Origin of the sequence: uncultured Methylobacterium sp. (assembly GCF_964244095.1) — a bacterium.
Taxonomy (GTDB): Bacteria; Pseudomonadota; Alphaproteobacteria; order Rhizobiales; family Beijerinckiaceae; genus Methylobacterium.
The window spans coordinates 15662-29118 of record NZ_CAXTHR010000043.1 but is presented as its reverse complement, the minus strand read 5'-3'; the positions used below and the strand labels follow the sequence as shown (position 1 = coordinate 29118).

Here is a 13457-nt window from a genome sequence, read left to right as displayed (position 1 = left end):
CGAAGCCCGCGGCGGTGATGCCGGCGGCCAGGCCGCGCTTGTCCGGGAACCACTTCAGCGCGCTGCCGACGCAGGTGCCGTAGACCGCGCCCGCACCGATGCCGGCGATGACCTGGCCGAGATAGAACATGTTGAGCGAGGCGGCGTAGGAGTTGATCACCCAGCCGATGCCGCACAGCAGGCCGCCGAACAGGACGACCACGCGCGGGCCGTACTTGTCCACGAACCAGCCCTCGATCGGCACCAGCCACGTCTCGAACAGCACGAACAGCGTGAACGCCCACTGGATGGCGGCCCGGTCGAAGCCGAACTTCTTCTGGATGTCGGGCACGAAGAACGTCCAGCCATACTGGAGGTTCGCGATCATCACCATGCAGACGACGCCGAGGGCCAACTGCATCCATCGGTAACCGTCGGTTACGCGTCCAACCTCTTGAGTATCCGCTTTCATCGTCGTCCTCCTCCCGAAGCTATCTTTATGAGGCCGGTTCTCCGGCACTGATTCCGTCGTCGTCGCATCGGTAGCGTCGACCGCCGATCGGTGCGCCGCCACGGCGAACCTGCGGACGATCCACGGCACGACACCGCGGACACTCGGCGAACGGCACCCGTCGATTCAAGGCTGCCGAGGTCCGAAGGGGGATCGTCACCGTGATCCTCGGTCTCGCCAGGTCCTTGATGACGTTTCCTGCCCCGCCACGCAGCCTCATCCCCCGCCTTCGTCAAGGAAAAAACTGCGTCGACGTGGCAAGGAGCGGTGACGGGTCGCGATATCGGTATCTGGTCTACGGTATGCCAGAATTATTCTGCGGTACGATCCGCAAGCCTGTCAACACGGCAGGAACGAAATTACAGACCCTGGCGATAGGATTATCCAGTCCCGCCGAACGTGGTGAACCGAGTCGGCCTTGTGCTTCCGCGCGCCGGACCTCCTCATGCCGTGACGACCGCCCGGCACGCGGCGGCGAGCCTGTGAAGGGATCGTGCCCACCGAGAGCCGTGCCCGATCGCGTTGCAATCTGGCACGGCCTCAAATCCTCGTCTTGATGCGCGCTCGACGAACCGGCGTCCGCTTCGGCGGAGCGCGCTCTAGGCGTGCGGCAAGGTTTAGGTTAGTTCGACGCAACGGTCGCGCGTCGAACCCAAAGACGGGAGCGCGGACGAACTGGATACGGCATGTCGAACCCGGAATCGCTCAGCATCAAGCCGATCGTCGCCAGTTCGAGCCTGCGCACCCTGGCCTACGAAGCCTTGAAGGGCTTCATCACCAACATCGACATCTACGGGCGCCCGGACGAGGTGCGCCTCGACGAGCGCAAGCTGTCGCAGGATCTCGGCGTCAGCCGCACCCCGGTGCGCGAGGCGCTGACGGTTCTCGAACAGGAGGGCTTCGTCCGCTCCGAGGCGCGGCGCGGCGTGTTCGTGATCAAGAAAACCAAGAAGGAGATCGTCGGGATGATCCACGCCTGGGCGGCGCTGGAGAGCATGGCCGCCCGGCTGGCCTGCACCCGCGCCACCGATGCCGAACTCCGGTCGCTGCGCGAAGCGTTTCCCGAATTCTACGAGGGCCGGCCGGCCCAGCACATCGACGAGTATTCGGACGCCAACATCCGCTTCCACCAGACCATCATCTCGTTCGGTCAGTGCGCGGTCATCTCCGATCTGTCGAGCAACCTGCTGATGCACGTGCGCGGCATCCGCAACGCGGCGCTCCGCCAGGGCACGCGCGCGGAAGACTCGATCCGCGAGCACGTCGCCATCGTCAAGGCCCTCGAAGCGCGCGACGTGGAGGCCGCCGAACGCCTCGTGCGCGGCCACGGCATCGGCCTCGCATGCCACGTCGACACCTACGGCGCCTACCTCGACTGACGACGGGTCGTCCTCGACCGTGACCGGCGCCGGCACGCATCCGCCCTCGCCCGGCGGTCGATCAAGCACGGATCGGCGCCGAGGCCCGCCGGTGGCCGAGCCTGACACATACCCCCTCACGCATCGCACCGGAACGGACGATCGGAGCCGCAGCAGGTCCATGCACGCTCCGCATGTTCGGCATGTGGTGTATGGTATACCAAATCGCACTGCACAACGACATCTTCTGCGTTGCAACACGCACCGTGGATCTCGCCATGCTGATCGCCTGCCTCACCATCTTCGTCGGTCTTGCCAGCCTCCAGGCCCTGTTCGTGGTCAAGCTCGCCGACGTTCTCACCGACAGTGCCGACCCGCGCGGCACCCACGCGACCGCGCCCGACGTCCGGCGCACCCGAATCGCCTGACGACGATGACCCGGGGCGGTCCGTCCTGCGGCCTGCGCAGCCTTCCGGTGCCCGGATTGCCGGCAGGGCCGCCAGGAACCCGGCCAGGAATCCGGCAGGATCGTGCCGCGAGGCGGACGACCGGAAATGGTTCACGCATGAATTTCGGTGTAGCGTCAACGAAGCGTTGATGGCGCCAACCGATGGAGTGCCGGCAGTGGTACGGGATGCCGGCATCCGGGGCGGAGAGGAGCCTTTCGTCCTCCTGATCTCCGACCGCCCGGCCCTGCGGCGATCGCTCGCGCGCGGGATCGCCGTGGTGATGCCCTGCCGCGGCGTCGCGGACGTGCGGCGCCTCGACGGCCGGCGGCCGGACCTCGTCGTCATCGACCTGTCCGCCGAGGCTGTCGACGGGGCCCTCCTGGAGGCAGACCGTGCGCGCGGCGGCCCGATCCCGCGCCTCGTCCTGCGGCGCGCGGGGTCCCCGCCGGTACCACCCTCCCCGTTCTCCCGCAGCCTCCCGGCGGGCGCGTCGCACGAGACCATCCTCGCCGCCGTCTTCGCGATGATCGAGGCGGCGGCGGAGCGGAACAGGCGCCTCGTGGCCCGCGGCGAGGCCGCGACCGGCATCGTCGCCGAGATGTTCGATTCTGCGGCGCTCGGCGCCGGACTCCAGCAGGCCGACACCGACCGCGGGACGGAGATCGTTCTGGACGCGGTCTCGGAGGCGGGGATCGGCGCGTGGCTCGCGACGGTGTGGCGCCATGATTCGGGCGTCTACCAGCACACCCTCGGCGTCGCCGGCTACGCCGCCGCCTTCGGCGCGCGGATCGGCCTGTGCCGCCCGGACCATCATCGCCTGACGAAGGCCGCGCTCCTGCACGACATCGGCAAGGCGCGCATCCCGTCCGAGATCCTCAACAAGCCCACGCGCCTGAGCCCCGAGGAACTGCGCCTGATGCGCCGGCACCCGGATATCGGGGCGGCTCTCCTCGACGCGCAGGGCGGCTTCGAGCCGGCGGTCGTCGCGGTGGTGCGCCATCATCACGAGAGGATCGACGGCACGGGATATCCCGCCGGCCTTTGCGGAAGCGCCATTCCGGACCTCGTGCGCATCGTCGCGATCTGCGACGTGTTCTCGGCGCTGACCGAGCGGCGGCCGTATCGCCAGCCCGTCGCGGCGCCGGAGGCCCTGGCGACGATGGCACGGGTGCGGGGACACCTCGACGGGGCGCTGACGAAGGCCTTCGCGCCCGTGGTACTGAGCGCCGTGCCGGCGACGACCGGCTGATCGGGCCGCCGCGCTCCGGACGCGCCCCGGCGAGCGGGCCGCCCATCGAGCGCAGGCGATATCGGGGTCTCCGCCCGATCGCGTGCAGGACGTCTCCCCGGCCAGCGCGGCGCCCGAGCCGTGCGCGTCCTTGCGCGGTGCGGGGTCTTTCCCGCGCGCAGGCGTCCTCGGCCGACGGGAGGCGATGTCCGCGCGGCGTGGTCTGACGGACACGATCACGCTCACGTGAACGCCGCGCCGGATCGGCGCCTCGACCGCCGCCGCGTTGCTGATAGCATCGACGCGTCGCCGGCCGGCGGCGGCGGAGACTCGCGATGAGCGGCGTGTTCTTTCTGTATTTCACCGCCTGCATGGCGAACGCCCCCGACACCTGCGAGGCGCGCCGCCTGCCGCTCGACGTCGCCGGCCCCCGCGCCTGCCAGCACGTCGCCCAGCCGCAGCTCGCCCGCTGGGTCGGCGAGCATCCGGACTACCGGATCACCGCGTGGCGCTGCGGCGCGCCCTTGCGCGACCCTGGCACCCGGATCTGACGCGGACGTGGCGGCGCGGGCACATCCGACGGCGCACGCGCGGCTGCCGGGCGTCCGCGCCCCGGTTTCGCCGCATCGCCCGGCACAAGGCGGGCGCCGACCCCGTCGTCAGGCGACCCCCCCGATGCAGACCCCCGCCGCCCGCCACCGTCGCGCGCTCGCCCTCGTCGGCGTGCTTGCCCTGGCGCTGTCCGCCTGCGGCACGCCGACGATCCTCGGCGAGTCGGCCGGGCCGGTCGCTCCCGTGATCCTCGACGAGACGGCCGCCGCCGCCGCGATCTCGCGCTACCGGGCGCAGCACGGGCTCGGACCGGTCGTGGTCGATGCCGGGCTGGTGACGGCCGCCGCCCGACAGGCCGGGACGAACGCGCGGGCCGGCGTGCTCAGCCACGACGTCGGCGGCGGCTTTGCCGCGCGGATGGCGTCCGCCGGCCTCGCCCGTGCATGGTCGGCGGAGAACCTCAGCGCCGGCTCCGAGACCTTCGATCAGGTGCTCGCCCGCTGGAAGGCCTCGCCCGAGCACGACCGCAACATGCTGATCCCGCAGATCCGCCGGATCGGCATCGCCCGCGTCGACGCGCCGGGCACCCGCTACAAGCGATTCTGGGCGCTGGTGATGGCCGGCGGCTGACACCTTCGGCGAACCCTACTCGATTGTGTTCGGCAGGACGACGTTGCCGGTGCCGCCGTCGGAATCGTCGAGGCTGCTGCCGAACGGGTAGCCGGCATCCTGCCCGCAATAGAGCCGCCAGCCGCCGCGGGAATTGACGACCACCGCCTCCGGGCCGAACAGGCCGCCGCCGCCGGAGAAGGCGTTGCCGGTGACGACGTTGTCGGACGGCGTCTGGTGGCGCACCGTGCCGCCCTCCCCGCAATTGCGATAGAGCCGGACGCCGCCCTGCCCGTGGAGCTGGAAGCGGTTGCCGGTGATGCGGTTGCGCGCCGACCCGTCGACGGCGATCGCCTCCCGCCCGATGTCGACGGCGATGGTGTTGTCGGCGATCACGTTGTCGGCGCTCTCGGCGTCGAGATAGATCGCGCCGGCGGCCGAGCGGCCGTTCAGCGTCGAGCCCTGCAGGGTGAAGCCGGTCACGCCGGGGGCGAGGTAGAGCGCGATGTGGCCGAGCGCGGTGATCGTCGAATCGCGGATGCTCACCTGCGTCGGCGCGGCCGCCTGCGCCCGCGCGGTGTGGCCGAGGCCGTGCGAGGACGCCTTCACGGCGGCCCCCTGTCCGTTGACGCCCATGCCCCAGACCCGGACATGGCCGAGGATGCGGCAGTTGCGCAGGCTGACGCCGGAGGGCCGGGACCAGAAGCCACCGGACCAGGAACCGCTCGACCAGGAACCGCTGCCGCCGGCGGGCGGGCGCGAGCGGATCTCGACCGCCAGTTCGGTCAGGGTCGGCAGAGGCTCCGCCCGCCCGATCGTCGCGCCGTTGCAGTCGATCTCGGCGCCGGAGGCTTCCGCCCCCTCAATGATCACCCGCCGCAGGATGTGGTCGCCGGGGGCGAGGCGGATCGAGCAGGCGAGGCTCACGGTCTCGTCGCCGGGGCTCGGGGGCGAGAGCAGGCGGAGACGGGCCGCGGCGTCGCACGCCCTGGCCGAGGCGGGCTCGACGAGGGCCGGGGGCTGCGGCGGCGGAGCGACGATCATCGCGGCGTCCTGCCGGAGGACGGCGGCATTTTCGCGATGCCCCGGCGCGGTGCCGGGATGCCGCAGGCCCTGGTTCCGCCGGGGCGCGAACGGTCCCGAGCAGGCCTTCGCGGCGTTGCCCACGCAAGCCCGCCTCGATCTCTCGTTGCCGCATCATTACCGCGAACCGTGGGACACGTCGCGCAAGGTTGCCTAGACCGGGGGCGCGCCGGCGCGTCCGCGGGCGCCGAAGGTCGTCCGAGCCCGTCCCGAGGTCCGTCGAACAGAACCCGTCATCCTGCCCACCCCTCATCCTGAGGTGCGCCATGCCTGGGCAAGGGGCCTCGAAGGAGCCCTCCAGGACCCGCTGCGATCCCTGGAGGCCTCCTTCGAGGCCGCTGCGCGGTACCTCAGGATGCGGGAAGGGGTTGGACAATCCCGTCAAACAGGCTCTGGGCGACGCCTGCGGTGGCGTGGACGTGGCCGCGCCGCGGCGATATCCGCTCCAGGGCGCCGAGAACGGATGGAACCTTGGAAGACGCGCTCCTCCGGTGGCTTCGGGCCACCGCCCATCTCCGGGCCGACGTCACGGCCGCGGTCGGCACGGCGCTGGCGCTCACCGTCACCGCCCACGTGCTCCTGCGCAAGCGCCGCGTCAGCGTCGCGGTCGGCTGGATCGGTCTGGCGTGGCTCTCGCCGGTGTTCGGGGCCGTGCTCTACCTGCTGTTCGGGATCAACCGGGTCTCGCGGCGCGCGCGCAAGTTCCGCTCGAAGCCCTCCGCCGCGCCCGGCGCGCCCAACACCGACGACGCCGTCGTGCCCGAACTGATGTGGCCGCTGGACAGGGCGGTGCGCCGGATCACCGGCCTGCCGGCGCTCGCCGGCAACCGCGTCCGCCTGTTCCGCAACGGCGACGAGGCCTACCCGGCGATGCTGGAGGCGATCGCGAACGCGCGGTGCAGCATCGCCCTGTCGAGCTACATCTTCCGCGACGACGCCACCGGCCGGAGCTTCTGCGCCGCCCTGAAGGACGCGACGGCGCGGGGCGTCGCGGTCCGGGTGATCATCGACGGGATCGGCGGCGGCTACTTCCGCGCCGCCGCCTACCGGCGGCTGCGGGCCGACGCCGTGCCGGCCGCCCTGTTCATGCATTCGGGCCTGCCGTGGCGGATGCCGTTCCTGAACCTGCGCTCGCACAAGAAGCTGCTGATCCTCGACGGGCGCGAGGCCTTCACCGGCGGCCTCAACATCTCGCAGCTCAACCGCCTCAAGGCGCGGCCCGACCATCCGATCCGCGACACGCATTTCCACCTCGCCGGCCCGGTGGTCGAGCAACTGATGCTGGCCTTCGCCGCCGACTGGGCCTTCGCCGACGGCGGCGCGCTCGACGGGCCGGCGTGGTTCCCGGACCTCGAACCCGTCGGCGGGGCGGTCGCCCGCGTGGTGGTGTCGGGGCCGGACGCCGATGTCGAGAAGATCGAGTTCGTGATCCTGCAGGCGCTGGCCTGCGCGCGCAGCTCCGTCCGCTTCGCGACCCCCTACTTCCTGCCCGACGAGGTGGTGATGAACGCGCTGGCGCTCGCCGCGCAGCGCGGGATCACGGTCGACGTGATCGTCCCGGCGGTCAGCGACCACCGCTTCATCGACTGGGCGAGCCGCGCCCATGTCGGGCCGCTGATCCGCAACGGCGTCCGCATCTGGCTCGACGCGCCGCCCTTCGACCATTCCAAGGCGCTGGTGGTCGACGGGGCGTGGTGCTTCGTCGGCAGCGCGAACTGGGACATGCGCAGCTTCCGCCTGAACTTCGAGCTGAACGTCGAGATCTACGACGCGGGGCTGGCCGCGCAGCTCGACGCCTTCATGCGGGCCAAGATGGAGACGCGGCTGACGCTCGACGCCATCAACGCGAGGGCCCTTCCCGTCCGTCTGCGCGACGCAGCCGTGCGACTGCTGCTGCCATACCTCTGAGGCGCGCCCGTCCCGGCCCGTCGCCAGCGGGTGCCGGGGCGAGGTGGACGACGATCGGCCGGTGGTCGGAGGGGCCGCGCGGCAGCACCGCGTGCGCGCGGCAGACGAGGCCGCGCACGAGGCAGCGGTCGAGGCGCAGCGGCACCATGTCGATCATCGCGTGCGTCGGCTGGCGCGGGCCGACGTCGCGAAACCCCGGCACCAGCGCCGGCCCGACGATGTTGTAATCGCCGAGGATCGCCGAGCGTTCGGGCAGCGTCGCGACGATCCGCCGGAGCTGGCGCCGGTTCAGCATCTGCCCGTGCGAGAGGTGGACGTTGGCCACGCCGAAATCGCCGAGATCCAGCACCTGGCAGACCCGGTGGACGAGGGCGCCGGACGGCAGCCGCACGATGCCGGGGGCGGTCTGCCACGGGGTCGGGCTCCACATCGCGAGCCCGTGGATGCGGCCCGGCAGCGGGGCCCAGGCGTAGGCGCCGCCGAGCCGCTCGGTGATGCCGGCGATGTCGCGGGTCGCCTCCTGCATCAGCAGCAGGTCCGGCCGCTCCTGCTCGATCAGCGCGACGACGTTGCCCACCGCCGCGCCGGTGCGGCGGAGCAGGTTCCAGCTCACGATCTTGCGCGAGGCCGAAGCCGCGTCGGCTTGGTGGATCGGTGCCTGCGCGACGGTGTCGAGGCCGAGGGGAGCCTGTGGGGCGGGGGATCGCGGCATTCGGGCCGTTCGCATTCCTGACGGCCTCGGGCGGGGACGAGAGGCGATGCATCGCATGCACCGCCGCGCCTCAACGCGCGGTGTGCGATCCCGTTGCCCTGTTGACGCAACCGTCCTCGCCCCTTGAGCGCCGGCCGCCGAACCGCCAGAACGGTTGCCCATCCGAACCCGCGCGCGGACGAAAGCCCGGCGTCGAGACCCCGATCTCGGAGCGTCCCACGAAACGCCCATCGCACGACGTCCGTCCGAGGCGGAAACCGGCCGCGCGGGGGCGGCTCGTGCGAGGCTACCAGGATTCATGACGCGCTTCACGTTCATCCACGCCGCCGACCTGCATCTCGGAAGCCCGCTCGCCGGGCTCGCCGCGCGGGACGCCGAGATCGCGCGGCGCTTCGCCTCCGCCGGCCGCCGGGCCTTCGAGGACCTCGTGACCCTGGCGATCGAGCGGCAGGTGGCGTTCCTGATCGTGGCGGGCGACGTCTACGACGGCGACTGGGCCGACCACGCGATCGGGCTGTTCTTCGCCCGGCAGGTCGCCCGGCTCGACCGGGCCGGCATCCCGGTGGTGCTGGTGCGCGGCAACCACGATGCCGAGAGCGTGGTCACCCGGACGATCACCCTGCCCGAGGGCGTGCGCACCTTCCCGGCCGCGCGCGCCGACACCCACCGCCTCGACGGCCTCAAGGTGGCGCTGCACGGCCGCAGCTTCCCGAACCGGGCGGTGGAGGAGAACCTGTCGCTGACCTACCCGCCCGCCGTGCCGGGCTGGTTCAACGTCGGCGTGCTGCACACCTCGTGCACCGGGCATGCCGCGCACGCGACCTACGCGCCGTGCTCTGTCGCGGACCTGCGGGCGCGCGGCTACGATTACTGGGCCCTCGGCCACGTCCACGAATACCTCGAATTGTCGCAGGACCCGTGGATTTTGTTCCCCGGCAACCTCCAGGGGCGCAGCATCCGCGAATGCGGACCGAAGGGGGCTGTCGCCGTCGACGTCGCCGACGGCCGGGTGACGGGGGTGCGCCGCCTCATCGTCGACCACGCCCGCTTCCACCACCTCGGCGTCGCCCTCGACGGCTGCGGAACCGAGCGCGAGGCCGTCTCCGCCGTCGAGGCGGCCCTGCGGCCCCTGGCGGACATCGCTTACGGCCGTCTGCTCGCGGTCCGCGTGCACCTGACCGGCGCGACGGCCGCCCACGACCGGCTCGCGGCGGACCGGGAGGGGCTCACCGCCGAGATCCAGGCCGCGGCCCACCGCATCCACGACGACATCTGGCTCGAGACGCTGACGATCGCGACCCGTCGCCCGCGCGGGGCCGTCGACGGACCGCCCGGATTCTCCGCCGCCATCGACCCGGCGACGCTGCTCGCCGAGATCGACCGCGACCCGGAGTTCCGGGCGCGGGCCGTGGCGGCGCTCGCGGAGATCACGGCCAAGCTGCCGGGCGGCGAGGAATCCGAGCTCGCCGCCGACCTCGATGCCCTCTGCGCCGAGGCGGAGGCGGTGATCCTGGGCCGGCTGTCGGGCCGTTCGTGCTGAGCGGGGCGGACACGGCCCCGTCGCGGCGTCCCGCGCCGGATCGCGACCGACGGGGAGAACCATGCGCCTGCTGAGCCTCGACCTCGAACGCTACGGCCCCTTCACCGGGCGCCGGGTGGAATTCCGTGCGGACGCGCGGCTGCACGTGGTGCTCGGGCCGAACGAGGCCGGCAAGAGTTCGGCACTCGCCGCCGTCACCGACCTGCTGTTCGGCATCGAGGCGCGCACCGCCCACGCCTTCCTGCACGAGATGCCGCAGATGCGGATCGGCGCCGAGATCGGCGCGGCCGACGGCCGGCGTCTGGCGTTCCGCCGGCGCAAGGGCAACCGCAACACCCTGGTGGACGCCGCCGACGCGGCCCTGCCCGAGACCGCGCTCGCCCCCTTCCTCGGCGGCCTGACGCGGGCGGTGTTCTGCCGCGCCTTCGGCCTCGACGCGGCCTCCCTGCGCCACGGGGCGCGGGAGATGCTCGACGCCGAGGGCGAACTCGGCGCCAGCCTGTTCGCGGCGGCCTCGGGCCTGCGCGGCTACAGCACGCTCCAGAGGGACCTCGACGAGGAGGCGGACCGGATCTTCGCGCCGCGGCGGGCGCAGGCGCGCAGCTTCTATCAGGCGCTCGACCGCTACGAGGAAGCGCGCAAGGCGATCCGCGACACGGGGCTGCGCGCCGGCGACTGGCGCGACCTGAACGAGGAGATCGCCGCCGCCGGCCGGTCGCTGGAGGCGATCGCGGCGGAACGCAAGCGCATCGCCGCGGAGCAGGCAAGGCTGGCCCGGCTGAAGCGCGTCCGCCCGCTGATCGCGGCGATCGATGCGGTCACCGAGCCCACGATCCCCCATGCGGACCTGCCCGAGGCATCGGACGGGTGGATCGATCGCCTCGGCGAGGGGCTCCGCGCGGCCGACGCCGCCGCGATCGAGGAGGCCCGGGCCGCGGCATCGCTCGCGGAGGCGGGCGCCGACCTGTCCACGCTCACCGTCAACCTTCGGCCGATCGCACGGGCCGAGGCGATCGAATCGGCCTATCGCGGCGTCGCCCGCTTCGACAAGGACGGCCTCGACCTGCCGCGCATTCAGGCCGAGGCCGACGGCTTCGCGCAGGACCTCGACCGCCTCGCCGTGCGGATCGGCGTCGCCGACGCGCGGGCGCTGAAGGCCGGCCAGCCGAGCGACGCGGCCCGGATGCGGATCGAGGGCCTGATCCGCACCGGCCGCGAGGTCGCCGGCGGGATCGCCCGGTTGACGCAGGACCTGGAGGCCCGCCGCGCCGAGCACGCGCGCCTTCTGAGGAGCGGCCCGTCCGACGCGCCGCCGCGCGATCCCGCACCGCTGCGCGCCGACCTCCGGGCGTTTCACGGCGTCCACGCCGAGGTGGCGCGCCGGGACGAGCTCGACCGCACGGTCAAGCGCGAGGCCGGTCTGCTGTGGATGCAGGCCGCCCGCCTGTCGCCGCCGGTCTCCGACCTCGCCGCCCTGATGCAGGCCGGGCTTCCCTCGCCCGCGGCGATCGGCCGGTTCCGGCGCGATCTCGATGGCTTGGGGCGCACCCTGGACCGCGCGAGCGACCGCCGGGACGCCGCCGCCCACCTCGTGACGGAGACCGAGGCCCGGCTGCGCAAGCGCGAGGCCGGGCGGCCGATCCCGAGCCGCGCGGATCTGGTCGCGCTCAGGGCCGGCCGCGACGCGCTGCTCGGACCATTGCTGGGCCTCGGACCGGACGCGTCCGTGCCCGGCGCGGCCGACGCCGCGTCGCGCTATGCCGCCGCCGTCGCGAAGGCCGACCGGGCCGCCGACGACCTCGTCGCGGACGCGGCCCGCGCCGCCGAGCAGGCCGCCGACCGCGCGCGGCTGGAGGACGAACGGGCGGATGCGGCGATGGCCGACGCGAAGCGCGCCGAAGCCGAGGCGGCGCTCGAAGCCGCGCAGGCGGCGTGGCGCGCCTGCTGGGCGCCCGCGGGGATCGTCCCCGCCCCGCCCGTCGAGATGGGCGCTTGGCTCACCGAGGTCGAAACCCTGCTGGAATCGCAGCAGGCGATCGAGGCTCAGGCGATCGAGCGGGCGCGGATCGCGGATCGCGTCGAAGGCTTCCGGGCGCCGCTGGCCGCGCTCGGCCAGCGCGCCGGGCTGTCCGACCTCGCCGGCCTCGACGTCGGTCTCGCCCTGACGCGGGTCGAGGAGCGCGTCGCCGCGCTTGCCGCTGCCTGGGATGCAAGCCGCGAGGTCCAGGCCCGCGCCGGGGCGCTCGCCGAGCACATCGCCCGCACGCAGGCGGACCATGCGGCCCTGTGCGCGCGGGACGCGGCGTGGCGCGAGGCCTGGGCCGCGGCGGTTCCCGCGATCGGCCTCGGCGCCGGGGCCGACCCGGAGGAGGCCGACAGCGCGCTTACCGCGTGGCGGGCGGTTCCGGCGGTGCTGACCGATCTAGAACGGCAGCAGCGCCGCATCGACGGGCTGCGCCGCGACCTGGATGCCTATCGCGCCACCGTCGCGGGCCTGACCGCCGACCTCGCCCCCGACCTGACCGGCTTCCCCCCGTCGAGCGCGATGAAGGCGCTGCACGGCAGGCTTCAGGATGCCCTGAAGGGCGAGTCGCGCCGGTCCGAACTCGGCCGGCGCCGGGACGCCGCGGCCGCCGCCCACCAAGCCGCCCTCCGCGCCGCGGAAGCCGCGCGCCAGGGGCTCGCCGATCATCTTTCCGGGGTGCCTGCGACCGAGCCGGCCGGCCTGCACGAACGCCTCGTCGCCCGCCGGGCGCTCCGGGCCGAACGCGTCGCCCGCCGCGGGGAACTGGCCCGGGCCGCCGACGGCATCCCGGAGGACACGATGCGCGCAGAGCTTGCCGCGATCGACCCGGACGCGATCGAGGCGTCGCTCCGCAGCCTCGCGATGGAGGATGACGGCCTCGACCAGCGCGGCAAGACCGCCTTCGCCGACCGCGACCGCTGCGAGCGCCGCCGCGAGGCGCTGGAGGGCGGGACCGGCGCCGAACTCGCCCTCGCCCAGCGTCAGGCGGCCGCGGCGGAACTCCGGGGCAGCGCCCGGCAATGGGCGGTGCTCAAGCTCGCGAGCCTGCTGCTCGGCACCGCGATCGGCCGCCAGCGCGCCGGCCAGCAGGACCCGCTGCTCACCCGGGCCGGGGCGGTCATGGCGGCGCTGACCGGCGGCGCCTTCTCCGGGTTGGCCCAGGATTACGACGAGGCGGACAGGGCGCGGATCGTGGCGCGCCGCGCGTCCGGGCAGGTCGTCCCGATGGAGGGCCTCAGTGAGGGCACCCGCGACCAGCTCTACCTCGCGCTCCGGCTCGCCTACCTGGAGGATTACGCGGACAAGGCCGAGCCGGCCCCGTTCATCGGCGACGACCTGTTCTCGACCTTCGACGACGTGCGCACCGGCCACGGCCTCGAAGCCCTCGCCGCGATCGGCGGCACCGTCCAGCCGATCCTGTTCACCCACCACCGCCACGTCGCCGACCTCGCGCAGGCGCGGCTCGGCGCGGCGGCGGACGTGCTGACCCTGTAAGACGCGGG

The 13457-nt window shown here is 73.0% G+C and carries 11 protein-coding genes; 8 read left to right on the top strand and 3 right to left on the bottom strand.

Annotation, left to right across the window (positions count from 1 at the left end):
* Nucleotides 1–400: MFS transporter (locus tag ACFE86_RS09300; RefSeq protein ID WP_375455047.1), on the bottom strand; the 400-nt coding region annotated here is incomplete at its 3' end.
* 776 nt (nt 401–1176) lie between these two features.
* Here ACFE86_RS09300 and ACFE86_RS09295 point away from each other — a divergent pair.
* The 5 genes from ACFE86_RS09295 to ACFE86_RS09275 all read left to right on the top strand — a co-directional run bounded on the left by ACFE86_RS09295 (nt 1177) and on the right by ACFE86_RS09275 (nt 4707).
* Entirely contained in the window at nt 1177–1869 is a 693-nt protein-coding gene (locus ACFE86_RS09295) for a GntR family transcriptional regulator (protein ID WP_375455046.1), read from the top strand.
* A gap of 191 nt (nt 1870–2060) precedes the next feature.
* Entirely contained in the window at nt 2061–2276 is a 216-nt protein-coding gene (locus ACFE86_RS09290) for a hypothetical protein (RefSeq protein ID WP_375455045.1), read from the top strand.
* 169 nt (nt 2277–2445) lie between these two features.
* A complete protein-coding gene (locus ACFE86_RS09285; protein WP_375455044.1) occupies nt 2446–3546 on the top strand; it encodes an HD-GYP domain-containing protein in 1101 nt (366 codons plus the stop codon).
* A gap of 314 nt (nt 3547–3860) precedes the next feature.
* Nucleotides 3861–4076, top strand: a complete 216-nt coding sequence (locus ACFE86_RS09280) for a hypothetical protein (protein ID WP_375455043.1) — start codon at nt 3861–3863, stop codon at nt 4074–4076.
* A gap of 124 nt (nt 4077–4200) precedes the next feature.
* A complete protein-coding gene (locus ACFE86_RS09275; protein ID WP_375455042.1) occupies nt 4201–4707 on the top strand; it encodes a CAP domain-containing protein in 507 nt (168 codons plus the stop codon).
* 15 nt (nt 4708–4722) lie between these two features.
* Here ACFE86_RS09275 and ACFE86_RS09270 read toward each other — a convergent pair whose 3' ends face one another.
* Nucleotides 4723–5730, bottom strand: a complete 1008-nt coding sequence (locus ACFE86_RS09270) for a right-handed parallel beta-helix repeat-containing protein (RefSeq protein ID WP_375455041.1) — start codon at nt 5728–5730, stop codon at nt 4723–4725.
* 510 nt (nt 5731–6240) lie between these two features.
* Between ACFE86_RS09270 and ACFE86_RS09265 the strand changes: the two genes are divergently transcribed.
* Nucleotides 6241–7677, top strand: a complete 1437-nt coding sequence (locus ACFE86_RS09265; protein WP_375455040.1) for a phospholipase D-like domain-containing protein — start codon at nt 6241–6243, stop codon at nt 7675–7677.
* On the opposite strand, the gene ACFE86_RS09260 is transcribed toward ACFE86_RS09265, so the two are convergent.
* Entirely contained in the window at nt 7610–8389 is a 780-nt protein-coding gene (locus ACFE86_RS09260) for an endonuclease/exonuclease/phosphatase family protein (protein ID WP_375455039.1), read from the bottom strand. The genes ACFE86_RS09265 and ACFE86_RS09260 overlap by 68 nt on opposite strands.
* 298 nt (nt 8390–8687) lie before the next feature.
* Here ACFE86_RS09260 and ACFE86_RS09255 point away from each other — a divergent pair, with 298 nt between their 5' ends.
* Together ACFE86_RS09255 and ACFE86_RS09250 are read left to right on the top strand one after the other, a co-directional pair.
* Nucleotides 8688–9929: an exonuclease SbcCD subunit D gene (locus tag ACFE86_RS09255; RefSeq protein WP_375455038.1), complete on the top strand. Its 1242-nt coding sequence runs from the start codon at nt 8688–8690 to the stop codon at nt 9927–9929.
* 61 nt (nt 9930–9990) lie between these two features.
* Nucleotides 9991–13449, top strand: a complete 3459-nt coding sequence (locus ACFE86_RS09250; protein ID WP_375455037.1) for an AAA family ATPase — start codon at nt 9991–9993, stop codon at nt 13447–13449.
* Nucleotides 13450–13457: the final 8 nt, after the last annotated feature.